Consider the following 25,780-nt stretch of genomic DNA (forward strand, 5'->3'; position numbering starts at 1 on the left):
TGAATAGCGTTTGATTACTCCCCGTTCTGTTATGGAGCGGGGTTGTTATGCTGCGAGTACCGCCAGTATACAGGAGCACAACAGCAGCGGAATCGAGTACAAATATAATATTTTGCTGGACCATTGGTTTGTGCGAATCAATTCAGCATATTCATGCAGGGCCATTCTCTTTTTGGGCTGCCCAGACGACGATATGTTACTGGAATCGTAATGAAGCGCCTGTTCTTTTTCCTTCTCCTTGCGATGGAGATGATAGCTCAATGATTTAAAAAAGCCGATGTTCCGCACGTAAGCAAGCAAGGCGATCAATAGGTATATAAGACCGATGATGAAGAAGGAATTCGACAGGTTTATAAGCAGGGAATTATGACCGTTTAAGATGGAATAACCAGCTGTAAATAAGAGGGTTACAACAAGCAGCAGTCGTTTCATGGCGAAAATCCTTTCCCTTTAAACTCGCTCGTATCTAGATGTGTTGGAGGATTCTGATGTGACGAGTGAGAAGATATTTTGATGTGATGACTAGGAATGATTCGGCATAATCCATCATTTATCCTCCTATTTCTGCATTTCCTTGAGTATTCTAAGGGATATTCTGTGATTTAACTGTTGACTATGGGTATTTAGTTTGATAGATTTATAAAAAAAACTATACCATAATTTACCTCACAAGTATGCATTTGATCGTTGTCGATTCGTGGTATATACGCATATATAGCAACCGACAAGTAATGATCTTCCTCAATGAATCGGCTCTCAGTCTAGTATCAAACCTACAACAATGTGAACGCATCCATCCAATCCAAAGGTACATTATTTCACAAGGTGTCAATTTTGTTGGCATAATCGACCCAATATTCTTTTTCCTTTGTTACCCACATATTTTACATAATGAATTGAAAAAAATGAGAAAATCAGGAGGGGATTGTATGAAGCTGCCAAAAAAACCGTTCTTGGTTGTTTTGGCTATCATGATGATGCTTACGTTCGCGGGTTGCACGAGCGGGAGCGGGAATGCCGGACAAGAGAATCAGGGAAGTAAAGAGAATGAAGGTAAGGTTGCGACAGAGTCGAAAGGCACTGCAAGCGATAAGCCGAAAGTCTTGCGGCTTGCGACGATGTCCGCGGATACGTTCAACCAGCACACATCCAACAGTGCCGAAACTACGGATATGATGAAATATATTTATGGAAATTTATTGGAGATTATTTATGACGAACCAACGGACAATATAAAATTTGTTGGCAATCATGCAGTTGATTTACCAACGACAACGGATAATAAAGTATGGACGTTCAAGTTAAAAGAAGGATTGAAGTGGACGGACGGCACGCCGATCAATGCTAAAACTTATGAATACTCCTATAAAATGCTGCTTGATCCGAAGCTTGCTAATAAGAACTCATACGTATTATTTGACGATATCCCTATTGTAAACGCTAACAAATACTTTAAGGGTGAAGCCAAATGGGAAGATGTCGGAATTAAGGCTAAAGACGATACCACGCTGGAACTCACGCTGGAATCAGAATTGCCGGAAATTGACATTTATAGCAACTTTACCGTCACTGCAAATTCGCCTACATCTCCCGTTCACGAGAAATTGTATGAGAGCGGCATGAAGCCCGATCGCAGCGAAACGACATACGGAACTACGGTAGAGCAGGTTCCTTCTTCCGGGACGTATCGCTTGACCGAGTGGGTACGCGACCAGCATCACACATTCGAGAAAAATCCAGATGCCCCATTGGCGGCTATCTATAAGCCTGATCGCATCGAGACACGTGTTGTAACGGAAAGCTCGACTCGCGTTCAACTGTGGGAAAAGGGCGAAATTGACTCGGTATCAATTAGCGGCGAACAATTTGACAAATACGGCGAAGATCCGCGGGTCGTCTATACAGAAGCTGACGGTGTATGGGGCTTCTATATAAACTCTGAATCGGACAGCAACCCGATTTTGAAAAACAACGATTTCCGCAAAGCACTGTACTATGGTCTCGATCGCGATAAAATTACCAAGGGCATTTTCAAAACGTTCAAATCGGCACCGTATTATATTTCTACGATATGTATTGTTGGAGACTATACAGAGGGCAAGCGCTATCGCGATTCCGAAGAAGGGAAGCTAGCCGTAGCTCCAGGAACAGGCTACGAGCCAGATAAAGCGAAGGAATTCTTTGAAAAGGCGTATCAGGCGAACGGCAGCAAGAAAATAACGATTGAAATCACCTACTTCGATGCGCAGGAAACGATGAAGCGCACGGCAGAAGTGACGCAAGAAATGTACGAAAATTTGTTTGGCAAGGATAAGTTGGCCATTAAGCTCAGAGCGATGCCACCGAGATCCGCTTATGACGCTTACAAAGAAGGAAAGTACGAGCTGGGTATCGGCTCGATGACGCAAAATGCGTTCAACCCGTGGAGCAGCTTGAAGGTGTGGACGAAGGACTTCCCGAACCGTAACCATAGATTTAGCAGCGACGCGTTCGACGCATTGCAGAAGCGCACTACGACAGGCGATTTGCTGCTGAAGCCAGAGGAACGACTGAAGGCATTGGGGGAAATGGAGAAAATGCTAGCCGATTACGTGCCGCAAATTCCAGTCTTCCAAAACAATAATGCTGTCATCTATCTAGATCGTATTCATTTGGCTACAAAAGGGAAGTATTTCCCTGAAGTCAGGTTTGCCATCCTGCAAGCAGACATTGTCGACTAATACCAGAACAGAGGAGGCCTTGCGGCTGCGCAAGGTCTCCTACCTTGCGGAAAAGGAGTTCCAGGCTTATGTTACGATACATATCGCAAAGACTCATTGCCATGGCTATTACTCTATTTCTTATCATTAGCCTGCTATTCTTTCTAATTCATGCTATGCCCGGTAGCATCGTAGACGATCCGTTATTGCCTAAGGACATTCGGGAACGGGTGGAAGCCAAATATCATTTGGATAAGCCGCTAATTGTTCAATACGTATATTTCCTGGGGGATTTCCTTACTTTCAATTTCGGAGATTCGCTTAAAGTCCAGCCTAAGGTTCCGGTATTTAATATTATTAAGGAAAAACTTCCGATCACGATTCAGTTAAATATATTGGCGCTTATATTTACGATCCCAATAGGCATTATGTGCGGAATCATCGCGGCATTAAAGAAGAATACGATGACCGATCACGGGATCAATATGATGGTCGTGCTGTTTATTTCGGTGCCCTCCTTCGTATTTGCAGCGTTGTTGCAATATGTGGTGGCTTTCAAGTGGGATCTTCTTCCGATCTTGCTGTCGACGGATCAAGGGATCACTTGGGATAAGTTTAAATCTATGATTTTACCGGTACTGGCGTTGTCCTTTGGTGAAATAGCAATCATAACCCGGTATTTGCGCGCCGAATTATGCGAAACAATTAATTCGGATTATATGCTGTTGGCAAGAATGAAGGGCCTATCGCATATGCAGGCTACCGTGCGCCACGCGATTCGCAACTCGTTCATTCCGCTCTCCAATATCCTTATACCGATGATTTTCTCCATATTGTCGGGAGCGATCGTAATCGAGAACATTTTCAGCGTGCCGGGTCTCGGCTCCTTGTCCGTGAACTCGATCAATTCATTGGATCATCCGCTTACGATTGCTGTTATGTTCTTCTATTCCATAATCGCTCTTATCAGCATCTTGATCGTGGATTTATCATATGGAATTATTGACCCGCGCATTCGAATGGGAGGGAAGAAGTAATGAAGACGAGCCAGAATACGGAGCCCAACATGGAACGGAACCCATTCGAATTCGTTCAACGGGACAAGCCTATCGCGGACGAGAAATTCGAAGGCAAGGCAATTGGATTTTTACAAGATGCGTTATTGCGATTCCGCAGGAATAAAGCTTCTACCATCGCGGCGATTGTGATTGGCATTATCATTCTGCTTGCGATCATTGCTCCAATGATCAGTTCATACACTTACCGTGAACAGCATATTGATTGGAGCTTGCTGCCCCCGCGTGTCCCGGTGCTGGAGAAGCTGGGGATTTGGGATGGAACGAAAGTGATGGACGTGAAAAAAACGAGCATGGAAGAAAAATATAAAGGCTCGATCGTGAAAGTGCTTAAAGAGTATGAAGTCGACTACCGCGGCAACAAAATTCCAATGGTGCAAGCAAAAGTTGATATGTATCAGTTAAAAGAGGCCAAAGATAAATATTTCTGGATGGGTACTGATGCATTGGGGCGTGATCAATGGACGCGGTTATGGAAGGGTACCCGCATTTCGTTGATTATCGGGTTTATGGCCGTGACCATCAATATGCTGATTGGTCTTACATATGGTTCGATTTCCGGGTATTATGGCGGAGCGGTCGATATGATTATGCAGCGGATTATTGAGATTTTGAGTGGAATACCTGGCTTAGTCGTCGTAATTCTATTTGTCATGCTCATGGGTGCAGGTATAACTCCGTTAATATTAGCGATGGTGATTACGGGCTGGATTGGCATGAGCCGCATGATTCGGGCGCAGTTCTATAAACATAAAGGTCAGGAATATGTATTGGCATCCCGGACGATGGGAGCGCGGGATCGTTTATTGATTTTCCGGCACATTATGCCAAACGCAATCGGCCCGATCATTACGCAAGCGACGCTCGCGATTCCAGGGGCTATTTTTACAGAGGCATTTCTCTCTTATTTGGGACTCGGTATCGCTGCTCCCGAACCTTCCATTGGCGGCTTGCTGTCAGAAGGTCAGAAGGTGCTGCTCGAGCATCCTCACTTGACGCTATTTCCTGCAATTGTCATTTCGATCTTGATGTTGTCGTTCAATATGTTCGGCAACGGCTTGCGGGATGCATTCGATCCAACTTTGAGAGGCCAAGAATAATAGCGAATAGCGGGGGGAGCTAGGATGACGACACACAACGATATGATTCTTCAAGTTAATGATCTGCATATCTCGTTCAAAACGTTCGCGGGAAAGGTGCAGGCCGTGCGCGGAGTCGACTTTGAATTGCACAAAGGCGAGACACTGGCTATCGTCGGTGAGTCCGGATCAGGGAAATCCGTAACGAACAAAGCGATCGTCGGGATATTATCGAAAAATGCCGTTATTGAACGCGGCAGTATCCTATATCATGGACAAGATGTGACGAAATATACGGAGAAACAGTTTACCGAAATTCGCGGTTCTAAAATTGCAATGATCTTCCAGGATCCGCTTTCGTCTCTAAATCCGGTAATGAAGATTGGCAAACAGATTATGGAGGCGCTTCGTTCACAGCAGCTAAGCAAAGCGGATGCCAAAGTCAAAGCGCTGGAGCTGATGGAGGCAGTAGGCATTCCGAATGCGGAGAAGCGATTCGATCAATATCCGTTCCAGTTCTCCGGCGGAATGCGTCAGCGTATCGTCATTGCTATTGCTCTTGCATGCGATCCGGAGGTACTGATATGTGACGAGCCGACGACGGCGCTTGATGTCACGATTCAGGCGCAAATTCTCGATCTGATTAAGGAAATCCAGAAGGAACGGCAGTTGTCCGTCATATTCATTACGCACGATCTTGGGGTGGTGGCTAACGTCGCTGATCGCGTGGCCGTGATGTATGCGGGCAAAATCGTCGAACATGGAACGGTGGACGAGATTTTCTACAATCCGAAGCATCCTTATACTTGGAGCTTGCTTGTGTCCATGCCTGATCTGGGCACGAGCTCATCCGATGAATTGCTAGTCATACCAGGAACGCCTCCCAATATGCTGCATCCGCCCAAAGGAGATGCCTTTGCTCCACGCAACCGATATGCGATGCATATTGACTTCGAGGAAGAGCCGCCGATGTACAGGATAAGCGACACGCATTATGCCGCGACGTGGCTTCTCCATCCGAATGCGCCGAAGGTGGAGCTTCCGGATGTATTGAAGAGACGAATTGAGCAGCAAACGGGAAGGCTGGTGCGATAAGGTGACGAATGTAATCACTCGCGATCCGGTGCTGGAAGTTAAGCATTTAAAGCAATATTTCAGCAGCGGCTTTGGTAGAAAAAAAACAGTGGTCAAAGCGGTCGATGACATTAGTTTTACAGTGTATCGCGGCGAAACGTTTGGGCTTGTAGGTGAATCCGGCTGCGGCAAGACGACAACGGGCAGAACGATTATCCGTCTGTATGAGCCTACGGATGGAGAAATTTATTTTAATGGAACACTCATTTCAGGGGCATTGACCAAGGAAATTAAAAAAGAAGTGACGCGCGGCATGCAAATGATCTTTCAGGATCCAATCGCATCACTGAATCCTCGTATGACCGTGAAGGAAATAATTGCGGAGGGCTTGAAAATTAATAAGCTTTGCCGTAGTGAGCAGGAAAGCATGGATATGGTCTATGAAATCTTGGAGACCGTTGGGTTAACCCGGGAACACGCGAGTCGTTATCCGCATGAATTCTCAGGAGGGCAGCGACAGCGGATTGGAATTGCGAGAGCGTTAATTACGAGTCCCGATCTTGTTATTGCGGATGAACCGATATCTGCGCTCGATGTATCGATTCAGGCGCAGGTATTGAATTTGCTCAATCGGCTTCGGAAGAAGCTTGGGCTTACCATTTTGTTCATCGCCCATGACCTGTCTGTCGTTAAATACTTCTCAGATCGGATTGGCGTTATGTATAATGGGAAGATTGTGGAATTAGCCAAGGCTGATGATCTATATCGGCAACCAATCCACCCGTATACGAAATCCCTGCTCTCAGCCATTCCTCATCCAGATCCGCACTACGAGCGGAATCGCCAACGCATATATTATAGTCCGAGTATTCATAACTATGATGTGGAGAGTCCAAGCTTAGTTGAAATAAAGCCGGGGCATTATGTGTTCGCTTCTCCATCTGAAGTTGAGAAGTATAAGCAAGAGATGACTCTATAATCAATAAACGATGCGCATTTTCGCATAGTATGTCCACATCCAGCGTAGAGCATCCAAGTCATTCCGATGTAATTATAAATTTTATTCGCATAAGAAAGCCCGTCCAAGTAAATGGACGGGCTTTCTTATATCGCTGACAACGATTCATATGTACGTCTGGCAACCGAGCGGCTTACCTATTTTTCGGCCTTCGGAAATTCCCGATGACACCAGCAGTCTCCACAATATTTACAAAAGCTTTAGGGTCATTTTCACGAATAACACGTTTTAACTCGGTCAATTCATAACGTGTAGTAACGGTCATCAACATGTCTTTCTCAATATCGGTAAATGCACCTGTGGTTTTTATAACGGTAACTCCATGCGGCAAGACCAGCAGCTTGTTAATAAGTGCTTCCTTGTTCCTCGTAATAATGAACACCGTTACCTTGTAGTGGTTAATATAGATGGTGCCGATTACTTTGCCGGTCGTAAAAATGGAGACCATGGAGTAAAGCGCCAGTTCCCACTCATTCGATAAATATCCATGGGTTACAATAACAGCCGCGTTCATTCCAACCAGAATGTTCGAGATTGAGAAATCGCGATATCTGGTTACAATTGAACCGATAATGTCAAATCCACCTGATGAGCCGCCTACTCGTAGGGATATCCCGCTTCCGATACCTACTAGTGTGCCCCCAAATACAGCAGATAAAAGCGGTTCGTTGGCAACAGCTTCAACTGGGAAGACGGATATGAAGTAAGTTGTCGCGACGACACTTAGTAAACTATATCCAATAAAGCGTTTGCCAAGCACGAACCAGCCCCATATGATTAGCGGTAAATTATAGGCGAAATATAAAATGCTCGGATTCCAATGAGTCAAGTAATTCGTTACGAGCGATAATCCAGATACGCCGCCACTAAGCAGATGGTGGGGCATTAAGAACAAATTAAATGATGCAGCGATGAGCGCTGCCCCGGCAATTAACATGATGAAATCAAAAATTCGTTTCAAGCAATGTCACCTCAAAACGTAGTATTAGTTAGTTCGGATCTGGTATTCTTCAATATTTTTGTGTTATAATATTCTGGATATTCTTGAGTAGGCTTTAGTTACCAACGATGTACATGAATTTGACGCGGAGTTCACGCTACACAATAAGAGTGTCCCTCCGCATTGTATATGAGAAGACGGTTGACTGAAAGTGCCATTCGTCACCATTGTCGCGCTACTTAAGAATACAGATAAGGCTGTGGATTGTCCACAATGAAGGAGTATGAATATTTTGAAGACATTTGCAGAATTTGGCTTGGAGCCGAAAGTGCTTCAGGCGATTACGGAATTAGGGTTCGAAGAATCGACTCCAATCCAAGAGAAAGCGATACCTGTAGCGATGACCGGACGAGACCTTATCGGACAAGCGCAGACGGGTACGGGGAAGACGGCGGCTTTCGGTATCCCGTTGATCTCGAAGATTGACCCAACAGAAGAACGTGTAAAAGCATTGGTTATGACTCCAACGCGCGAATTGGCGATCCAAGTTGCTGAGGAAATCGGCAAATTGACTCGTTTCAAAGGCGTTCGTTCCTTGCCGATTTATGGCGGACAAGATATTGGACGACAAATCCGTGCTTTGAAAAAACACCCACAAATTATTATCGGTACACCAGGTCGTTTGCTTGACCACATCAACCGCAAGACGATTCGTCTCGATGATGTTGCAACAGTTGTATTGGATGAAGCAGATGAAATGCTGGATATGGGCTTCATGGAAGATATCACTTCCATCTTGAGCCTAGTACCTGAACAACGCCAGACAATGCTCTTCTCCGCTACGATGCCACCGAACATCCAAAAGCTTGCTAATCAATTCCTTCGCGAGCCAGAACATGTATCGGTTATGCCTAAGCATGTAAGTGCTCCACTCATTGAACAAGCATACATTGAAGTCCCTGAACGTGTGAAGTTCGATGCATTGAGCCGCTTGCTCGATATGGAATCTCCAGAGCTTGCGATCGTATTCGGCCGTACGAAGCGTCGTGTAGACGAGTTGTCTGAGGCATTGCAGAAGCGTGGTTATTCTGCAGATGGTTTGCATGGCGATTTGTCCCAAAACCAACGTGATACGGTTATGCGCAAGTTCCGTGACGGCAGCATTGATGTTCTCGTTGCGACTGACGTAGCTGCACGTGGTTTGGACGTTTCTGGTGTAACACATGTAATTAACTTTGACTTGCCGCAAGATCCGGAATCTTATGTACACCGTATCGGCCGTACGGGTCGTGCTGGTAAAGAAGGTAGCGCATGGTCTTTCGTAACGCCTCGTGAAATTGACCATTTGCACTTCATCGAGCGTGTAACTCGTCATCGTATTCCACGCAAGCCGATTCCTAGCCTTGCAGAAGCAATCGAAGGGAAGCAACGTATCATTGCAGATCGTATTCTTGATGTTCTCAAGGATGGCGAGCTAAATGAATACAAAGGAATCTCCATTGAATTGTTGGAGCAATACGACTCCGTACAATTGTTGTCTGCTGCATTCAAGATGCTGACAGGGGATAAGAAGGATGTTTCTATCAACTTGACTCCTGAAGATCCAATCCGTGCGAAGCGTCGCAAGCCAGACCTTCGTTCTAGCGGACGCAAGATGTCTGCACCTTACAACCGCAATGGTCGTTCCGGTGGCGGACGTGACTATCGTGGAGGACGCGATGGTGGACGTGATGGTGGACGTGATGGCAACCGTGGCGGGTACAACCGCGACGGACGTGGCGAGCGTTATGGCCGCAGCGATTCCCGCGACCGCAACAACAATGGTGGTGGCGATCGCCGCCCAAGACGTTTTAACAACGACGAGAACCGTAATAAGCGCGACGAGTAGGACGAGGCACATTCGAATGATGAATGTCTTCCGTTGATCATAGAGACCGCCCCAGTTGGAGCGGTCTTTTTTGCATGTCAAGGATGATTAGCGTGAATCCGAATTGCTGCAACAGTTCATTATATAAAAGAGCGACTTATAATAACCAACAAAATAAACAAGACAAGAATCACCCCTGTGGAAGTAAAACCAAAACCACAGCCACAGCTTCCACAGCTTCCACAGCTACCTCCAAAACCTAATTGCCCCATACGGGAACCTCCTTTAACACTGCGATGTTTGGTGTTTTCACTTAATATCCTATGCGGAGTCCCTTTTCTCGCTGTAGACACGAACCTAATTGGATACAAAATAGGCACTGGCACTAAGGTAGCAATTTGTATTATAGTAGTAGAGACAGGATGATGAGGGGGAATGACCTTTGGAATTTCGAGGGATTATGGGCGGCTTTTACCGCATTTCAGAATGGATCATGCGTTTTTCGGTCACGAACATATTGTGGCTTATCTGTTCGTCACCTTTTTTTATTTTTTTATTCATGAAGCTGATGGTTGATCAGCAGAACTTTATCAATGAATCCATTACGATGAATTGGGCGATGGGACTTGTGGCACCGTTTACATTGTTCCCAGCGACAGCTGCGATGTTCTCCGTTGCGCGGAAGTGGATCATGGGGGACACGGACGTAAAGCTCCTGCGTACCTTCTTTAAATCATACAAAGATAATTATAAGCAGGCGATGGTAGGCGGTATCTTCTACACGCTGCTGTTCGTTATTATGTATATCGACTATTACGTGTATATGACTGAGTTGAAGTCTATGCAGTTTATCGGGTATGCAATGCTAGGTTTGCTGATATTGCTGTTCGTTTCACTGTTTAACTTCTTCTCGATGGTTGCACATTTACAAGCAAAAACAACACATATTATGAAGAACAGTGTGCTGTTAACGATTTTCACTCCTGTTAGCAGTATCGTAACGATTGTATTGAGCTGCATCATTTTATACTTTAGCTTGACGAAATGGCCAGTTCTATTGTTCTTCTTCACAGGTTCACTTATTGCATACTTATCTTACTTCAACTTCAATAACGCCTTTACGAAGATTCAGGACAAGTACCAGCGCATGGTGGCTGCTCAGGAAGGTGAAGGTGAAGAAGCGGCTGATACAGAGAACGGCGAGACATCAGAGGCTGCGCAATTGGATGGAGAACAAGCGGGGAGCACGACTAACAAGCAGTAAGAGAACTAGAACTTGCATTGCATTGAAGAAATGTGATATGATGTTGATCCTAACGGATGAACTAGAATGTTTGGGTAGCTTTTTAAGAGTTTATCCGCTACTGAATGGTAAGAAATACGCAAGGCGCAAGGTTTACAATACGTGAACAACACAGTATAATAAACAATACATCCTGCGATGTACGTGTAGGCTTACGTTGTTTTGAACCAATGTTTGTTTCTAGGGAGTTCAACATCTAAGTATCGCTGGCAAGCCCTCTCCGAAGGGAAGTCAAACGTACTTATGCGAGCACCCACCTGCGAGAGCGGGTTCAGAAGCATAGGAGCTGAACGGCATAGGCGGGTTTTCTTTCTAACGAATCACCTTCTTTCGTGAATGACTTCATGGGAGGAGGTGTTTTCTTTTTCTATGTAAATCCTCTTTCGTATCCTTACGAACAATGTTACACTATAGATAAGTGAGCATCGGCTGTCTAGAAAAAGGAGGAACACACTCTTGTCACTCAAACGTGTACTGGTCGGTATCGTTCGCAGTTTTGAATCGAGCGGCGATCGTGCAAAGGACCCTAAATTGAAAACGCATTATTATCAAATGTCCCGAGAGAAAGCTTGGGGTGAAGTTACATCCACGCTAAAGAAAATTCAAGGGTACAAAGTGTTGCATGAGGTGTCTTCTGTAGGCGAGATTACGCTAGAGAAGAGAACAATGACGGGGCGGACGATGGATATAACCGTATCTGTCATTAACGTAGGACCAAACAAGACCGCAATAGATATCTATTCCGCGTCTCGCGGTGGACTTGGTGATTTTGGAGCGAACTATCGTGTTATTCTTGATTTGTATGCCATATTGGACAAGAAGTTGGCATCTTACAAAATGAATAGCTAATGAGCGGATGTGAAGGTAGTAGCGGGCGCCGTAGGGCGATATATGAATACTCGTTGATAGGATCATGAAGCGAGAGAGGAGCCTTCACTCTTCTCTCGCTTTTACTCTAGTTGATTTGTGTCGCGGTGTTACAGAAGCGCTTGGACAGCAGCCAATGCTTGCTCATAACTAGGGTGCTCTGTCATCTCGCTAACATATTCAACATAACGGATCGTATTATCGGCATCCACTACGAAGATGGAGCGCATATCGAGGTGTAATTCCTTAATCAGCACACCGTAAGATTTGCCGAAGTTGTTGTCCTTGTAGTCAGACAGCATGACGACATTGTCCACACCGGCTGCTCCGCACCAGCGAGCTTGTGCCATTGGGAGGTCAACACTCACGGTAATAATTGCGGCTTTGTCGCCAAGCTTGGAAGCTTCCTCGTTAAAGCGGCGCGTCTGCGCATCGCAAACACCTGTATCGATGGATGGGATTACACTGATCAATTTTACTTTACCAGCGAATTGTTCAAGCCCAACTACATCAACAAGCGATTTATTCAATTGGAATTCAGGCGCTTTATCGCCTACTTTAAGTTCAGGGCCGATCAATGTGATAGGATTTCCTTTTAATGTTGCCACACCTGTACGTTCTGCGGACATGGTTGGTAGCCTCCTTCTTACATATCATGCACATAATTGGTAAACCTATTGTCCATTATACGGTTTGCACATAAGGTTGTCCAATGTCGCTTCGTGATGAATTCGCTACACGATTGAGAATGATTCCGAGTAGCCGATTACATGGTTGGGGCAAGTACGCCTATGAATGTGAACTGGCAGGTGAAAGTGAGGAGAAACTCGATGATTTTTATTCGGTACGAGAATTGGCGCACCTATGTAAAAAGCTACCCGATTACAACGCTGCTTATCATCGCCAATATCGTGATGTTTATCGTGCTGATGGCTAGTGGTGGTACAAATGGTGAAAATCTATTTCGACATGGGGCAATCTGGAAGGTAGAGCCGTTCAATAAGGAGACATGGCGCATTGCCGCTGCCATGTTCCTGCATGGTGGGTTTGAGCATTTGTTGTTTAATATGTTCGCCTTATTTGTCTTTGCACCGCCGCTCGAACAGATGATGGGATCGTTCAAGTATGCCGTCCTGTATGTCATAAGTGGATTGCTAGGGAATGCGACTGCACTGTGGCTATCGGAATGGGGGACACTTGCGGTTGGAGCATCAGGTGCAATATACGGCATTTACGGGGCCTATTTGTTTATTGCCCTGTTCCGGCGTCAGACACTTGATGAGGCATCCCGTCGAACATTGCTTATAATATTAGGGATTGGTATTGTTCAATCCTTTGTCATTCAAGGCATCAGCTGGAGTGCCCATTTGGGTGGCTTAGCCGCTGGATTTGTCGTGTATGGTGTATTAAGGCTTATCCGGTGAGCAGAGCTTGCATATCATACAGCTCTTGTCCAGAGGGTAGTGATGCACTCCTCTTGAATTGCAGGTAGAAAATGAAATTGATGAAATAGCATAATTGACAGAACGGAGCGAGAAGTCGTGGAACTTAGGCAATTGCACTACTTTGTGAAAGTGGCGCAAAAAGAGCATGTCACGCAAGCTGCTGAAGAACTGCATGTGGCGCAATCCGCCGTCAGCCGGCAAATCCATCAACTAGAGGAAGAACTAGGTGTTAAGTTGTTCCTTCAGAAGGGACGGAACCTTCAGTTAACACCTGTTGGTCAATTGTTCTGCAAGCGGGCGGAGGAAATCTTGAAGGATCTTGAGCGATCGATTCAAGAAGTGCAAGAGTTTATGGATCCAGAGTTGGGGGAAGTTCGGATTGGGTTCCCGCATAGTCTAGGTGTGCATCTCATTCCTAGCATTGTAGCAGAATTCCGCAAGCGTCATCCGAATGTAAAGTTTCGTTTCAAGCAAGGCATGTATCCGTCACTAATACGGGATATCGTATCCGGCGAAGTGGATCTCGCGTTCATTTCTCCTTTCCCGAAGGAGTGTGAGCATGTAACCGGAGAGATTGTGTTGACCGAGGAATTGTTTGCAATCTTGCCTCCAAATCACCCGTTGTCGAATGAACAAGAAATCACATTGACGCAGCTGAAAGAAGATACTTTTGTTCTGTTTAGTCCAGGGTATTCCCTACGTCCCATTGTATGGGATGCTTGCATCGAAGCGGGCTTTACGCCGCGTATTGGCTTCGAAGGTGAGGAGACTGAAACCATAAGGGGACTTGTCGCTGCTGGTATGGGAGTGAGTTTATTGCCGGACATGGCGCTTCAACATACTTCTGAGCTGCAGCCTGCCAGAGTACGGGTTGCAAAGCCGGAAGTAACGAGAACAATAGGCATCATACGCCGATCAGGGGAGAAATTGCCTCTTGTCGCGCATACATTCCATGCCTTTTTACTTCAATATTTTGCTCAGCACGACTTACAGCAACTAGCTAAAACAGCGGCGGCTTCATCTTCTGCTAGTTCATCATAAATAGGCTTGTCATGATACAGAAGAGCCCCATTCCATGCGTATCCGCATAGGAATGGGGCTCTTCGATTCTTGGATCAATGGCTCACGTTCGAGATTAGTCGTTGCGATTTGTAAAGATCATAATGTACTTCAATAGTTCCAGTACAGAAATGGCAGCTGCTGCAACGTAGGTTAATGCCGCTGCGTTAAGAACCTTCGCTACGCCACGCTCTTCTTCGTTCGTTACGAATCCTTCAGCAATCATTAGATCGCGTGCACGTCTGCTTGCATCGAACTCAACTGGCAAGGTAACAAGCTGGAACAATACCGCTGCAGAGAAGAAAATAATCCCTAACAGAATCAAATTGCTCCATTGGAAGAGGAAGCCTGCGATCAACATGAAAGGCGCAATACCAGATGAGAAATTAACTAATGGGAACATGCGATGGCGCAGAACAAGCATCGGATAGGACTGCTGGTGCTGAATCGCATGGCCGATTTCATGGCATGCTACTGAGATTGCAGAGATTGAGTTCTCATAATATACGGGTTCGGACAAACGTACAACACGGTTAATCGGGTCGTAATGGTCAGTAAGCGCACCTTGAATCGGCTCGATTGGAACATCATGCAGGCCATTCGCGTCCAGCATGCGGCGCGCTGCCTCGTAACCGGTTAGACCACTCATTGCTCTTACTTGAGCAAAGCGTTGAAAGGTTCCTTTAACGCGGAACTGCGCCCAAATTGAGAGCCCAAAAGCGATTAGAATCAAGAAATCCATCGGGTGAAAAAATAGCATGTACAAACCTCCTAAACATCAAGAGTACGGTCAAGCAGCAATCTGACTTACATCATAAAGTGATTGTTGCCCTTATCGATCAATGTGAGCAGTACCTCTACACAAGCCGCGCTTTGAGCTGCGAGACGATTGAACAATGACTGCGCTTGTGTTGGTTTGAGCTTATCCAGCATTGGGCTGAGCTCTTTTGCTTCACGTTCGAGCTTTTGCAAATGGATTTGCAATTCGGTAAGTCGTTCTTCCAATTCACGTTCTGCAGTCACGCTGTTCAATTGCGAGAAGTAAAGCTTGATTTCATCGAGACTATACTTTTCTTGTTTTAATTGATTAATACGTTCGATTCGTTCAATCGTTTCATGACTGTACAGACGATAGTTTGTATTTGTGCGCTTCACCGGTTCAATCAGGCCTATCGTCGTGTAATAGTCAATCGTTCGTTGACTTACATTCGCGGCGCGTGCCAGCTCTCCGATTCGTATTAACTTGTTAGTAGCCCCCATCGTCATCACCTCACTTATTCATTCTATGATACAAGATTGCAAACCATACAGTCAAACGTTATGGTTCTGAAATTCCTGTTTGAACATGGCATTTATATGACAATTTACATTCTTTCCTGGAGCAGAGTTCAACTTAGCGAGAAATGGCAGAAAGGAGCGGCCATAGGATGGTGTCCGCTCCGAGACTTCGCTTATCTTATTTAGGGGATGATGGGAATGATCATTGAACCTTCGCATCCGGCTTAATAAAGAGACAGACGAGTACGAGGGCAATGATGGATAGAGCTGTCACCGAAATAAAAATGATCTGATGTGACTTGCTCATCATCCAAGTGAACAGGGGAGGACCCAGGGCTACGCCGAAAAATCGCAGGCTGCTGTATAGCGATGTAATCATGCCGCGCTCAGCCTTCTCCACGCTGCCCGTAATCATCGTATTGAGACAAGGCAGCAGCATGCCAGTACCTATACTACTTATTGTAATTAACGCAATAAACCAATAGACCTGCTTATGGAACATAATGGTGAGTCCCAATGACAGAGACATAAGTACAAGCCCGATGATCATCATTCGCCGGATAAGTATGCCGTTCTTTTTGATTACGCTGCCTGTGATAAATGCAGTCGTCACAATGCCAAGCAAAGGGATTGCCAGTACAAGACCCTTCACAACGCCTTGGATGGAATACGGCTTTTCCTCTAATATATCGGATAGATAAATCAAAATGCCAAACAAAATGAATAAGGCGAGCGACCCTGCAAAAAATGCGGGGATGAGCCACCGTCCCATTTTCTTAAATATGGAGCCGACATTATGCAAATAAGTTTTGAGTGGGGTTGGCTCCTTTTGTCGTTTGGGTTCTTTAATGAGCCAGATAATGGCCACAAGCGAGAGCGCGCAAAAACATGGGAATGCAAAAAAAGGAGCGGTCCATGTCCAGAGAGCAAGCGCAGCGCCAAGAATCGGACTAATAACTTTGCCAGCTCCGTTCGATGCTTCAATTAAGCCCATGGCTTTGCTCTCTTCAGCATCCTTATACAAATCCCCTACGAGAGCCATGGCGATAGGTGCAGTTCCTGCTGCACCCAAGCCTTGAACTGCTCGTGAACTAATGAGCAGTGGATAGGAGTTCCACAACGCGCCAAGGCCGGTGAACACCCCGGCAATCCCATAGATGAGAAGACCAGGTATGATAATCTTCTTGCGGCCATAGCGATCGGATAAGTATCCAGCGACCGGGATAATAATGGCGGCAGACAGTGAGAACAAGGTGATGATGAAGCTTGTCTGCAGGGAAGTTAATCCGAGATTGCGCTTCACCTCGGGCAGAATGGGCACGAGCATGGAATTGCCCAATACCATAACAAGCGGGACAGTTGCTAACGCTGCATATTCAATCCATAATGGCCTTGATTGTTGAGATGCCATATATCATCTTTCCTTCGCGAGTAGTCATATTTCATTCGTCGTTACTGTGCCCGCATAATTAGGTTGGCATACGTAAGTTTGCTCAGAAAGCTATTGTGGGGAATCGTATTTTTGCTGGAAAAAGGGTACAATATGAACACGGAACAAGACGCGAACAAGGAGAATCAAGAATGAAAAAAAGTCTAATATTGCTTGTAGTGAGTGTTGCGCTCATTGGAATCGCGATATGGAACAATTACGATAAGTCAGACACTACCGCCTCCATGAATGACACACCGACTAAGATTGGCGGACAAGTAGGGCAGTTAGCACCGTCCATATCACTGGATGTGCTTGGCGGTCAGAATCCGATTACAGTTGGTGGCAAGCAGGATAAGCCGATTTTTGTAAACTTCTGGGCTTCATGGTGCGATCCATGCAAGGCAGAGGCACCTGATTTAGTGAAGCTGCATGATAAATACAAGGATAAGCTGTTGATGGTATCGATCAATGTGACCGCTCATGATACGGAGGAAGGAGCCAAAGAATTCGTGTCTGCCTTTGGATTGACGAATCCAGTGCTCTTGGATACCGCGGGGAAAGCTTTCAAGGCGTATAACGGAATTGGATTTCCTACCAATGTATTGCTGGATAAGAATGGGGTAATCCGGCAGCGTTACGATGGCATAAGACCTCCAGCTGAATTAGAAAAAGCGATTCAACAAGTCATAGAGGAATAAAAAAAACGAAAAACGAAAAATGAAAACAGCCGTAACCTCTTCGTTAAAGGGGTTATGGCTGTTTTCGTATTCCGGATATATCGCATTTTATTAGTGATTGACGAGTCCGACTTGTTCTTTGCGTTCAGCCGATGTAGCGACTTTCTCTTGACCGATGAGTGCATAACGAATACTGTCAATAAGTGCTTCCCAGCTCGCTTCGATGACGTTGCTAGAGACGCCAACCGTACTCCATGTATTGCGCGAGTCTGTTGATTCGATAAGCACGCGTACCTTGGCAGCCGTCGTATTATTCTCATCGAGCACCCTAACCTTGTAATCGGTGAGGTGCATGTCGGCGATGGAAGGGTAGTGACGGCTCAGTGCTTTGCGCAATGCGCTGTCGAGAGCGTTCACAGGACCGTTGCCTTCTGCAGCCATGTAGATCGACTCGTCATCAATTTGCAGCTTCACAATCGCTTCCGATACAACGGAGCGTAATGAAGATTTTTCAACTAGTATTTTGAAAGATTCGAATGTAAATGGATCTTCAGCTTGACCTGTAGCCTGGCGCAACAACAGCTCCAACGAAGCGTCAGCACCTTCGAATTGATATCCCTGATGCTCAAGCTCCTTGATTTTCTCCATAATGGCCCTCGTTTCAGGCTTCGTAGGGTCAAGCTCATAGCCCAATTGTTGTGCTTTGGATAGTACATTGCTCTGACCTGCTAGTTCTGAGACGAGAATTCGCTGCTTGTTGCCAACCAGCTCAGGCACGATATGCTCGTAGGTACGGGCATCCTTCATAATCGCGGACACGTGGATTCCACCCTTGTGGGCGAAGGCTGCATTGCCGACATAAGGCTGATTCACAGGCATCGTGACGTTGGCAATTTCGCTGATATAGCGTGCAGCAGGCGTCAACGATTGTAGTTGCTCTGCGTTAACACAAGAATAGCCCATCTTCAATTGAAGTGTTGGGATGATCGAGCACAAATTAGCATTGCCGCATCTCTCGCCATATCCGTTAATGGTGCCCTGCACTTGGGTAACACCCGCCTCTACCGCAGCAAGTGTGTTCGCGACAGCAAGCTCACAATCATTATGAGTATGAATGCCGAGTTTCACATGGACGTGATTGTATACGTCACGAATAATACTGCCGATCTCGCCAGGAAGCGTTCCGCCATTCGTATCGCACATAACGACCCAATCAACTCCGGCTTCTTGCGCCTTGCATAGTACAGCAAGCGCATATTCTGTATTGTTCTTGTATCCGTCGAAGAAGTGCTCAGCATCCAACATGACTTCAAGCCCTGCTCGCTTCAGATAGGCGATGGAATCATAGATCATAGCTAGGTTCTCATCCAGCGTAGTTTGCAGCGCAGTGTGTACGTGGAAGTCCCATGACTTCCCGACAAGCGTTGCGGCAGGAACGTTCGCTTCGATTATCCGATTAAGGTTCGAATCCTGTTCGGCCATTGAGTCTTTGCGGCGAGTGCTGCCGAATGCGGTTAGCTTCGCATTCCATGAATATGCCGCTACTCGTTTGAAAAATTCAATATCCTTGCCATTGCTGCCTGGAATGCCGCCTTCAATGTATGTGACGCCAAGCGCATCAAGTTTGCGCGCGATCTTGATCTTATCGTCTGCAGACAAGCTAATCCCTTCGCCTTGGGTGCCGTCGCGAAGTGTAGTGTCAAAAATAGAAATGACTTTCGACATTCTCGGAACCTCCTTCAGTTTTGCAAGGATGAATATGGAAATAACTATTTCCCTATTATAGCACTGCTTTTTTGCTTGTATAGACGTATTTTCATAAATGAATCACTGTTTTTTTTCCAACGGGAGTCTTGAAAGAGGCTTGCAACCGATCAGAGATATCGGTAAGCTTAGGAATTAGGAAGAACAATTGTTCGAATAGATGAATTGATCGATTAACGAAGATGTATAAATTTTACAATTAAATTATGGATGAGAGGTATCATTAATATGTTAGGAAGGAGGACAGTGTATGAACGAGAACGAAACCTCGCGTGATAACATACAACAATATTATCCGACCAAGGGTCGCGTCATTCTGCATCTCGATATGAATGCTTTCTATTGCTCTGTACATGCCGCAGAGGAGCCGGAGAAGTATCTGGGGAAGCCAACAGCGGTTGCAGGAAGTATGGAATTGCGCAAGGGGATCATTGTTACTTGTTCTTATGCAGCCCGTAAGCTTGGTATTCGAACAGGAATGCATGTGAAGCAGGCGATGCGGCTATGTCCTCACTTGATTGTCATTCGTCCAGATTTTTATTTATATCGGAAGTACTCGAGAGCCTTTATAGACATTGCGCGCAGCTATACCCCACTGGTGGAAGTGGTATCGATTGATGAGTGTTATATGGATATTACTGGATCCAAAATATTCGGAACACCGCTCGATATCGCGAACGAACTTCAGACGCGAATCCGGGAAGAATTAAATTTGCCCTGCTCTATAGGTGTCGCGCCTAATAAGCTGCTGGCGAAGATGGCCTCTGATATGAAGAAGCCAAACGGCATAACGATCCTTCGAATCCGAGATGTACCTCAGCAATTGTGGCACAGGCCATGCGGGGAGTTGTTCGGCATTGGGCGGAAGACTGCAGATAAGCTGTCACGGGCAGGAATACGAACCATCGGAGAGCTTGCCCATGCTGATGAGGGGAGACTTGTTTCTTTATTTGGCATACAGGGACATTGGATGAAGCAGGCGGCACATGGTTTGGACGACGGGCAGGTGAAGGCGGAACGCGAACAGAGCAAATCGATCGGTCATACGACCACTTTGCCTAGGGATGTGGAATCGAAGGAAGAAGTAAGAAGGGTTCTGCTGAACTTGGCTGATCAAGTTGCTCGTCGGATCAGGAAGCAGAAGTTGATGGCGCAAACGGTGCAGCTTACGATTCGTAATCCGGAGATGAAGACGATTACGAGGTCGAGCACGCTTCAAGGGCCGACAGATGATGCGGACATCTTGTTGGATGAAGCATGGAAGCTCTATGAACGACATTGGACTTCAGGCAGCCCTATTCGACTGCTGGGGATTACAGGTCAAAATCTAGTACCGAAGCAAGAGGCAGCCGTTCAGTTGGATCTGTTCGACTTCGAGCGGCAGCCGAAGCGGGAGCAATTGATAGAGACGATGGATCGGATTCGAGATAAATATGGAGAGAATGCGATTGTTACGTTAGGAATGATAGGGGATGATCCATCCTCATTGCTTCGCAACCATCGTGTACGAGGGACTTCACTCCAGACGGATACGCTGCATGAATCAGGGGACGAATAATAATTTCCAAATCATTTAAAAAAGTTGGAAATCGTTTGAATTCCAAGCTTGTTTGTATTATATTGATAACGGAGGAACCAAGAAGATCTGTAACATTACAGGAGGGAACTAACCAATGGCAAAATATACTTGGGTTGATAAAGACACATGCATCGCTTGTGGCGCATGTGGAGCTACTGCACCTGACATTTACGACTACGACGATGAAGGTATCGCAGAAGTTATTTATGAAGGTGATAACAACCAAGGGGTAACCGCTATCCCTGACGATCTGTTCGACGATCTGCAAGATGCTGCAGATGGCTGCCCAACAGATTCTATTAAGATTGCGGACGCACCATTTAACTAACCTACTGCAAGCTGTATACTCACATAGAGAGAGAATACCTACACGATCCCCGCGCCTCCCGCGGGGATTTTATTATATCTGCTCACCCCATCTAATTACTGCGTCAAAGCGAAAATTCGCAAAATTCGACAAAATTCAACTTGAAATTGCCCATATCATCGTATACGCTCATACAATATGATAGATTAAATATAGCAGAGTATATCAAACTGTAATTCTCAATATATGGGTTCATGCCTTCAAATGAAGCAGGTGATATCGAAATGAAAAAATTTGCCGTCCCGTCATTGGTTGTTATGATACTGACGATGGTTACGGTATATGGGTATAGTAATGGGACAGGCGGCGTGTTTCATATGGCAGAGCAGGCATTTCGTGATGCCTTGCGTACGAAGAGTATTGAAGAACGCCAACCAGATGATCGAATTAAGATGATTACGATTGACGAGCCTTCCTTGGCACAGATGGGCTCTTTCCCATGGCCACGATCCCATTATGCTGAATTAAGCGCGAAGCTGATGAAGGCTGGAGCTAGAGCGGTCATCATCGATATACTTATGCTAGATCCTTCCCAGAATGAGAGGGACGACCGAACCTTATCTGAGCAATTGAATACATACCCAACCATTTATTTACCCGTGCAAGTATCCCTTCTTCCCTTACAGGAACATGCGGATTCCCTTCGGGCGGAAAGTGTGGAACGGCCTCCATCCTCCATTCAAATTGGTGAAAGTCAGCTTGGACATGTGAATGTATTGCCTGATGGAGATGGTGTTATCCGAAAAATCTGTCTTGGCATTCCGGATGAGCGGGGAAGTATGATTCCCTCAATTGATATTTTAGCGGCGAATCAGCTGCTGCCGGAAAATGAACAGATTTCATGGGATGAGACAAGTGGAACATGGTATAGAGGAGCAAAGCGAATTCCAACTGATGATCGTGGGCAAGCTGCTTTTGATTATTTCTCTTCTATATATGGAAGCAGTGAGGAGGACGTGGACGGATATGACCGTCAGTCATTCGCTGATGTATGGAATGGCACGGTTGATCCTTCTTATTATAAGGATTCTGTCGTGCTGATAGGTCCATATGCTGCGTCTTTGAGCGACCGGCATATGACACCGCTTAGTCGATCCATGACATTGTATGGTGTTGAGATTCACGCGAATATGGTTCAATCCCTGGTAGAAGGCCGCTTCTATAAGGAAGCGCCAATCGCATGGAACGTTCTTGCCTTGTTCATTGGCATTGGTGCCGTAGTCTGGAGTGCATCGCGAATTCGGGGAATTCGAGGGGCGGCAGCTGCTATAGGCATCGTCTTGGTATTTACGCTCGTATGGATTGGGATTTACGAGAGCGGCTCCGTCTTCATTCCTTACTTTACCGAATTGTGCGGAATGGGGGCTTCTTATATTCTCATTGTCGCTTACCGTGGTCGGGAGGAACGGAGAGCAAGACAGCATGTTGAAGATCTATTCGGCAGATATGTATCACCCTCCGTGGTAACGAAGCTGTTGGAATCACATGAGCCTGTTAAGGCAGGTGGGGTACGCACGGATATTACAGTGATGTTCATTGATGTTAGAGGATTTACCCCATTGTCAGAACGATTGGCACCAGAGTCAACGCTTCAGCTCTTGAATCAATATTTGCATCTGTGCGCTGACACGATATTTAAGCACAATGGGACATTAGATAAATTTATGGGTGATGGCGTTATGGCGATCTTCGGAGCTCCATATCACCTTGATAATCATGCGGATCATGCAGTGCGTGCCGCATTAGAGCTTCAGCGCTGTGCTGAGGAATTGCGTGCACGGCTAGCGGAAGGTATTGAGCTTAGTGATCGATTTGGGATCGGCATTGGCATTCAGAGTGGGGAAGCGATTGTGGGCAATGTTGGTTCAGAGAAGCTACGCTTGGACTACACGGCGATTGGAGATAGCGTCAATGTGGCTTCACGCTTAGAATCAAGGGCTTTACCAGGGCAAATCGTAGTTGGGGAAGGTACGTACGTGCGAATATGCAATCGCTTCGACCTGGCAAAGATTGGACCCCTCCAATTAAAGGGGAAGTCCGAAGAAGTAATGGCATATGAAGTGTTATCAGAACGAGAATGAGTCAGAACGAAGGGGATCCGTCAGTATGTTCATGCTGACGTTGTCTGACACCTGAATTATATGTGATGTAAGGAGAGCATGGAGGAATGCAAATGAAACGCTTGTTGCAAAGCAGCCTCGCCTGTATGGTTGTATTTTTCACTCTATTTGGAACTGGATCATGGGGAACCGTGTACGGCGCAGAGGCTCCTGCCAAAGCTGTACGAGTAGGTGTTGTGAAGGAATGGAAGGGCAGTGTATACGTAACGAAGGCAGGAGGGGACAAGGCGATCCAAGTGTTCAAGAAGATGAGCATTAATCAAGGTGATCGTCTTCTCACGGGAGATAAATCACGCATTGTTATTCAATTGGCCGGTGGGGATAAAGATGATGAGCTGACCATTGGGGCGAGTGCAGATGTTAGTTTTACAGAACTAAAAAAGGACGGCGGTGTAAAAACACGCATCGGTGTATGGGCTGGCTCTGTATTTGCCAAGGTGAAGTCGATTGCGGGAACCGATGATCGGTTCGTCCTTGAGACGCCGACGACTGTTATGGCGGTGCGCGGAACACAATTTGGGGTTAAAGTACATCCGTTCAATGGACTGACCCAGTTGTATGTTACAGCCGGTACGGTACGTACCGAGTACCCAATCAAGATAAGCAGCGATGCTGGTTCTCTTGACAATCGGCAAGGGACGAAGCTAGATTCAACATTTGGCAGAAGCAAGGTCGTAACGATAGGCCATCATGATGTATTTCCGGCACAGACTGCGGCGTTCTCGGAATCTGAGCAGGGCATTGGAATGAAATATGGATACGCGGATGCGATAACATTGCTGGATCAATGGGACATGGCCATTGTTCAGGCGATGATTGCGGGTGCGTCAGATGCAGAAGATGAGAATAAAGCGATGAGGACTCATTGGTTAGCGGAAAAGTGTGAAGCAGTACAAAAGCAGTTGCGCTCTTGTGATGCACTTCGATCGTATGGCTTGCTGCAGGGAAAATACGGTGGGATTCTGCCGATTGGATCCATTCAGATGATCGGTGATATTTTGAACAGCGGCAAGAGTGAATCGATTCTGTTTGAGACTCGAGCAGCCCATAATGTGAGTAATTTTATTGCATATGTGATCCGTACTGCGGTTGAACATGGCAAGCTGACCGAACAGGAGGCAAATCAGACTGGGCTGCCATGGAAAACAGCCAAGCTCATGTTGACAAAGGAGGAAGGTCAGCAGCAGTCTCTTATACGTAAGCATGTTGAAGAACAGGTTAAGCTGGGAGTGCTCCAAGAAAATGTGTCTCTTCCTAAGGAAGGAAGCAATCACTCGCTTGAAGAGCAGCGGATGGCTGCGGAGTTTGAAGAGCTGGCCAAAATAGAAAAGAACTACGAGGACTCTCTTGGTTCGGAGCATGCAAAACAGCAATTTAAAGAAAATCTGCAAAATGCCCGCTTGGAAGTATGCCAGAATGCGTACGAAAACCGAGTTTGTCAAGAAGCGGACAAAAATAAAGGCGATACCCAGGGTGGAAAAATGAATCCTAATCCGAATACGCCAGATCCAAGTAAGCCGGATCCAAGCAAACCAGATCCGAAGCCAGATCCAAAACCGGATCCGAAGCCAGACCCAGGCCCAGACCCAAAGCCAGATCCGAAACCAGATCCGAAACCAGATCCGAAACCAGATCCGAAACCACAGGAGCATGTTCTCGAACTGGCTGCCAATGTAGATCAGGTCAAGCCAAATGAGGATTTCGTTGTGTCGGCAGTACTGAAGCGACTAACATCACCGATTCCTGCGGCAACACTGCAATTTACAATCAAGGTAGCTGGAGCTGAGATAGACAAAGCTCAATTGCTGAGTCATCCGGATACATATCGTGATGGCGGGGGCAAATTTCGAATTGCACACCTCCCTGGAGATTATCAGTCGAGCAATAGTGTGGATTCGGTAGTGACGGCAGGCAACCTGATTACGTACCGTATTATGATGACTAAAGCTGGACATGTGACGCTAAGCAGTGACGACACGCTCATTAAGCTGCCTTATAAAAAGGATGGCAGCAAAGACCCAGTTACATTGGAACTATCCAATGTTCGTTTCTATGATGAGAAAGGTGCGCTGCTGCAAGTCAATAAAATGGAGAAACCACTTGAGATTAAGGTTACTCCGTAAAGATTGAAGGAGA

At 46.0% G+C, this 25,780-nt stretch carries 23 protein-coding genes and 1 other RNA gene; 16 read left to right on the plus strand and 8 right to left on the minus strand.

The genetic code is table 11. The features are described from left to right. Positions 1-45 precede the first annotated feature (45 nt). Complete coding sequence (locus RQP50_RS04895) at positions 46-432, minus strand: DUF3899 domain-containing protein (RefSeq protein ID WP_315743660.1); 387 nt, start codon at positions 430-432, stop codon at positions 46-48. Between the two features lie 497 nt (positions 433-929). Between RQP50_RS04895 and RQP50_RS04900 the strand changes: the two genes are divergently transcribed. The 5 genes from RQP50_RS04900 to RQP50_RS04920 all read left to right on the plus strand — a co-directional run bounded on the left by RQP50_RS04900 (position 930) and on the right by RQP50_RS04920 (position 6,907). After that, complete coding sequence (locus RQP50_RS04900; protein ID WP_072729759.1) at positions 930-2,720, plus strand: peptide ABC transporter substrate-binding protein; 1,791 nt, start codon at positions 930-932, stop codon at positions 2,718-2,720. A gap of 68 nt (positions 2,721-2,788) precedes the next feature. Then, on the plus strand, positions 2,789-3,736 hold the full coding sequence (locus tag RQP50_RS04905; protein ID WP_072729758.1) for an ABC transporter permease: 948 nt from the start codon (positions 2,789-2,791) through the stop codon (positions 3,734-3,736). After that, on the plus strand, positions 3,736-4,875 hold the full coding sequence (locus RQP50_RS04910; protein ID WP_072729757.1) for an ABC transporter permease: 1,140 nt from the start codon (positions 3,736-3,738) through the stop codon (positions 4,873-4,875). The genes RQP50_RS04905 and RQP50_RS04910 overlap by 1 nt, the downstream gene beginning before the upstream one ends. A 24-nt stretch (positions 4,876-4,899) precedes the next feature. Next, the gene (locus tag RQP50_RS04915) at positions 4,900-5,949 is read left to right on the plus strand and encodes an ABC transporter ATP-binding protein (protein WP_072729756.1); all 1,050 of its coding nucleotides are present in this window, start codon (positions 4,900-4,902) and stop codon (positions 5,947-5,949) included. Positions 5,950-5,962: 13 nt separating this feature from the next. Continuing rightward, a complete protein-coding gene (locus tag RQP50_RS04920) occupies positions 5,963-6,907 on the plus strand; it encodes an ABC transporter ATP-binding protein (protein ID WP_028533861.1) in 945 nt (314 codons plus the stop codon). A 172-nt stretch (positions 6,908-7,079) separates the two neighbouring features. Here the strand turns inward: RQP50_RS04920 and RQP50_RS04925 are convergent, their stop codons facing one another. Beyond that, positions 7,080-7,883, minus strand: coding sequence for a YitT family protein (locus tag RQP50_RS04925; RefSeq protein WP_394358362.1), 804 nt, complete (start codon positions 7,881-7,883; stop codon positions 7,080-7,082). A 295-nt stretch (positions 7,884-8,178) separates the two neighbouring features. Between RQP50_RS04925 and RQP50_RS04930 the strand changes: the two genes are divergently transcribed. Next, positions 8,179-9,774: a DEAD/DEAH box helicase gene (locus tag RQP50_RS04930; RefSeq protein WP_315743666.1), complete on the plus strand. Its 1,596-nt coding sequence runs from the start codon at positions 8,179-8,181 to the stop codon at positions 9,772-9,774. A 119-nt stretch (positions 9,775-9,893) separates the two neighbouring features. On the opposite strand, the gene RQP50_RS04935 is transcribed toward RQP50_RS04930, so the two are convergent. After that, on the minus strand, positions 9,894-10,025 hold the full coding sequence (locus tag RQP50_RS04935) for a sporulation protein YjcZ (RefSeq protein WP_315743668.1): 132 nt from the start codon (positions 10,023-10,025) through the stop codon (positions 9,894-9,896). 170 nt (positions 10,026-10,195) lie between these two features. Between RQP50_RS04935 and RQP50_RS04940 the strand changes: the two genes are divergently transcribed. From RQP50_RS04940 to RQP50_RS04950, 3 genes are all read left to right on the plus strand, one after another. Further along, positions 10,196-11,017, plus strand: coding sequence for a YesL family protein (locus RQP50_RS04940; RefSeq protein WP_315743670.1), 822 nt, complete (start codon positions 10,196-10,198; stop codon positions 11,015-11,017). A gap of 166 nt (positions 11,018-11,183) precedes the next feature. Next, positions 11,184-11,366: non-coding RNA, 6S RNA (ssrS, locus tag RQP50_RS04945), on the plus strand. Positions 11,367-11,512: 146 nt separating this feature from the next. Continuing rightward, positions 11,513-11,905: a DUF1499 domain-containing protein gene (locus RQP50_RS04950; RefSeq protein ID WP_005546086.1), complete on the plus strand. Its 393-nt coding sequence runs from the start codon at positions 11,513-11,515 to the stop codon at positions 11,903-11,905. A gap of 128 nt (positions 11,906-12,033) precedes the next feature. Here RQP50_RS04950 and tpx read toward each other — a convergent pair whose 3' ends face one another. Beyond that, on the minus strand, positions 12,034-12,552 hold the full coding sequence (tpx, locus tag RQP50_RS04955; protein ID WP_021253225.1) for a thiol peroxidase: 519 nt from the start codon (positions 12,550-12,552) through the stop codon (positions 12,034-12,036). A 201-nt stretch (positions 12,553-12,753) separates the two neighbouring features. Between tpx and RQP50_RS04960 the strand changes: the two genes are divergently transcribed. Beyond that, entirely contained in the window at positions 12,754-13,347 is a 594-nt protein-coding gene (locus RQP50_RS04960; RefSeq protein ID WP_021253224.1) for a rhomboid family intramembrane serine protease, read from the plus strand. Positions 13,348-13,464: 117 nt separating this feature from the next. Then, positions 13,465-14,409 (plus strand): LysR family transcriptional regulator, encoded by a 945-nt coding sequence (locus RQP50_RS04965; protein WP_072729754.1) that lies wholly within the window; start codon positions 13,465-13,467, stop codon positions 14,407-14,409. A 94-nt stretch (positions 14,410-14,503) separates the two neighbouring features. Here RQP50_RS04965 and RQP50_RS04970 read toward each other — a convergent pair whose 3' ends face one another. The 3 genes from RQP50_RS04970 to RQP50_RS04980 all read right to left on the minus strand — a co-directional run bounded on the left by RQP50_RS04970 (position 14,504) and on the right by RQP50_RS04980 (position 17,116). Beyond that, complete coding sequence (locus RQP50_RS04970; RefSeq protein WP_021253222.1) at positions 14,504-15,187, minus strand: zinc metallopeptidase; 684 nt, start codon at positions 15,185-15,187, stop codon at positions 14,504-14,506. A 47-nt stretch (positions 15,188-15,234) separates the two neighbouring features. Beyond that, positions 15,235-15,687, minus strand: coding sequence for a helix-turn-helix domain-containing protein (locus tag RQP50_RS04975; protein WP_021253221.1), 453 nt, complete (start codon positions 15,685-15,687; stop codon positions 15,235-15,237). Between the two features lie 220 nt (positions 15,688-15,907). Then, complete coding sequence (locus RQP50_RS04980; RefSeq protein ID WP_021253220.1) at positions 15,908-17,116, minus strand: MFS transporter; 1,209 nt, start codon at positions 17,114-17,116, stop codon at positions 15,908-15,910. A gap of 170 nt (positions 17,117-17,286) precedes the next feature. Here RQP50_RS04980 and RQP50_RS04985 point away from each other — a divergent pair, with 170 nt between their 5' ends. Beyond that, complete coding sequence (locus RQP50_RS04985; RefSeq protein WP_072729753.1) at positions 17,287-17,835, plus strand: TlpA family protein disulfide reductase; 549 nt, start codon at positions 17,287-17,289, stop codon at positions 17,833-17,835. 90 nt (positions 17,836-17,925) lie between these two features. On the opposite strand, the gene cimA is transcribed toward RQP50_RS04985, so the two are convergent. Beyond that, a complete protein-coding gene (cimA, locus tag RQP50_RS04990) occupies positions 17,926-19,539 on the minus strand; it encodes a citramalate synthase (protein ID WP_072729752.1) in 1,614 nt (537 codons plus the stop codon). 289 nt (positions 19,540-19,828) lie between these two features. Here cimA and RQP50_RS04995 point away from each other — a divergent pair, with 289 nt between their 5' ends. The 4 genes from RQP50_RS04995 to RQP50_RS05010 all read left to right on the plus strand — a co-directional run bounded on the left by RQP50_RS04995 (position 19,829) and on the right by RQP50_RS05010 (position 25,767). Then, positions 19,829-21,136: a DNA polymerase IV gene (locus RQP50_RS04995; protein ID WP_072729751.1), complete on the plus strand. Its 1,308-nt coding sequence runs from the start codon at positions 19,829-19,831 to the stop codon at positions 21,134-21,136. A gap of 115 nt (positions 21,137-21,251) precedes the next feature. Next, the gene (locus RQP50_RS05000; RefSeq protein WP_021253216.1) at positions 21,252-21,485 is read left to right on the plus strand and encodes a ferredoxin; all 234 of its coding nucleotides are present in this window, start codon (positions 21,252-21,254) and stop codon (positions 21,483-21,485) included. Positions 21,486-21,748: 263 nt separating this feature from the next. Next, a complete protein-coding gene (locus RQP50_RS05005; RefSeq protein WP_072729750.1) occupies positions 21,749-23,605 on the plus strand; it encodes a CHASE2 domain-containing protein in 1,857 nt (618 codons plus the stop codon). Between the two features lie 92 nt (positions 23,606-23,697). Beyond that, positions 23,698-25,767, plus strand: coding sequence for a FecR family protein (locus tag RQP50_RS05010; RefSeq protein ID WP_315743680.1), 2,070 nt, complete (start codon positions 23,698-23,700; stop codon positions 25,765-25,767). Positions 25,768-25,780: the final 13 nt, after the last annotated feature.

Source organism: Paenibacillus suaedae, assembly GCF_032337355.1.
GTDB lineage: Bacteria > Bacillota > Bacilli > Paenibacillales > Paenibacillaceae > Paenibacillus_B > Paenibacillus_B suaedae.

What these genes read in the sequence shown, in the direction of transcription:
- RQP50_RS04895 (WP_315743660.1), bottom strand. Translation starts at nt 432, where the DNA reads ATGAAACGACTGCTGCTTGTTGTAACCCTCTTATTTACAGCTGGTTAT.
- RQP50_RS04900 (WP_072729759.1), top strand. Translation starts at nt 930, where the DNA reads ATGAAGCTGCCAAAAAAACCGTTCTTGGTTGTTTTGGCTATCATGATG.
- RQP50_RS04905 (WP_072729758.1), top strand. Translation starts at nt 2,789, where the DNA reads ATGTTACGATACATATCGCAAAGACTCATTGCCATGGCTATTACTCTA.
- RQP50_RS04910 (WP_072729757.1), top strand. Translation starts at nt 3,736, where the DNA reads ATGAAGACGAGCCAGAATACGGAGCCCAACATGGAACGGAACCCATTC.
- RQP50_RS04915 (WP_072729756.1), top strand. Translation starts at nt 4,900, where the DNA reads ATGACGACACACAACGATATGATTCTTCAAGTTAATGATCTGCATATC.
- RQP50_RS04925 (WP_394358362.1), bottom strand. Translation starts at nt 7,883, where the DNA reads ATGTTAATTGCCGGGGCAGCGCTCATCGCTGCATCATTTAATTTGTTC.
- RQP50_RS04935 (WP_315743668.1), bottom strand. Translation starts at nt 10,025, where the DNA reads ATGGGGCAATTAGGTTTTGGAGGTAGCTGTGGAAGCTGTGGAAGCTGT.
- tpx (WP_021253225.1), bottom strand. Translation starts at nt 12,552, where the DNA reads ATGTCCGCAGAACGTACAGGTGTGGCAACATTAAAAGGAAATCCTATC.
- RQP50_RS04960 (WP_021253224.1), top strand. Translation starts at nt 12,754, where the DNA reads ATGATTTTTATTCGGTACGAGAATTGGCGCACCTATGTAAAAAGCTAC.
- RQP50_RS04970 (WP_021253222.1), bottom strand. Translation starts at nt 15,187, where the DNA reads ATGCTATTTTTTCACCCGATGGATTTCTTGATTCTAATCGCTTTTGGG.
- RQP50_RS04975 (WP_021253221.1), bottom strand. Translation starts at nt 15,687, where the DNA reads ATGGGGGCTACTAACAAGTTAATACGAATCGGAGAGCTGGCACGCGCC.
- RQP50_RS04980 (WP_021253220.1), bottom strand. Translation starts at nt 17,116, where the DNA reads ATGGCATCTCAACAATCAAGGCCATTATGGATTGAATATGCAGCGTTA.
- RQP50_RS04985 (WP_072729753.1), top strand. Translation starts at nt 17,287, where the DNA reads ATGAAAAAAAGTCTAATATTGCTTGTAGTGAGTGTTGCGCTCATTGGA.
- cimA (WP_072729752.1), bottom strand. Translation starts at nt 19,539, where the DNA reads ATGTCGAAAGTCATTTCTATTTTTGACACTACACTTCGCGACGGCACC.
- RQP50_RS04995 (WP_072729751.1), top strand. Translation starts at nt 19,829, where the DNA reads ATGAACGAGAACGAAACCTCGCGTGATAACATACAACAATATTATCCG.
- RQP50_RS05000 (WP_021253216.1), top strand. Translation starts at nt 21,252, where the DNA reads ATGGCAAAATATACTTGGGTTGATAAAGACACATGCATCGCTTGTGGC.
- RQP50_RS05005 (WP_072729750.1), top strand. Translation starts at nt 21,749, where the DNA reads ATGAAAAAATTTGCCGTCCCGTCATTGGTTGTTATGATACTGACGATG.
- RQP50_RS05010 (WP_315743680.1), top strand. Translation starts at nt 23,698, where the DNA reads ATGAAACGCTTGTTGCAAAGCAGCCTCGCCTGTATGGTTGTATTTTTC.